The organism is Chitinimonas violaceus (assembly GCF_052601015.1).
Genome location: NZ_JBQXDJ010000358.1, coordinates 1 through 231, shown reverse-complemented (window position 1 = coordinate 231; position 231 = coordinate 1). Strand labels below are relative to the sequence as shown.

1 protein-coding gene is annotated in these 231 nt (G+C 58.9%); it reads right to left on the bottom strand.

All coding sequences use genetic code 11. The features are described from left to right. Positions 1–231: IS3 family transposase (locus ACUHMQ_RS21720; protein WP_445297455.1), on the bottom strand; the 231-nt coding region annotated here is incomplete at both ends.

Genomic DNA, 231 nt, shown 5'->3' with positions numbered 1-231 from the left:
GCTGGATGCAGCAAATGCCGTCTTCGCGACGTAGTCGCGCTATCCGATCCCGACCCGCCACGATCCCTTCGGCAGCCAGCTCGATTTGTAGGCGTCTTGCACTATAGGTTCGGCGTGTTTTGTTGTGGGCCGCACGGATTGCTACCCGCAACCGTTCGTTCTCCTGAGCCCGTCGGCTAGGTGGACGTTTAAGCCAGGCATAGAAACCACAACAAGAAACCGCCAGGGTCC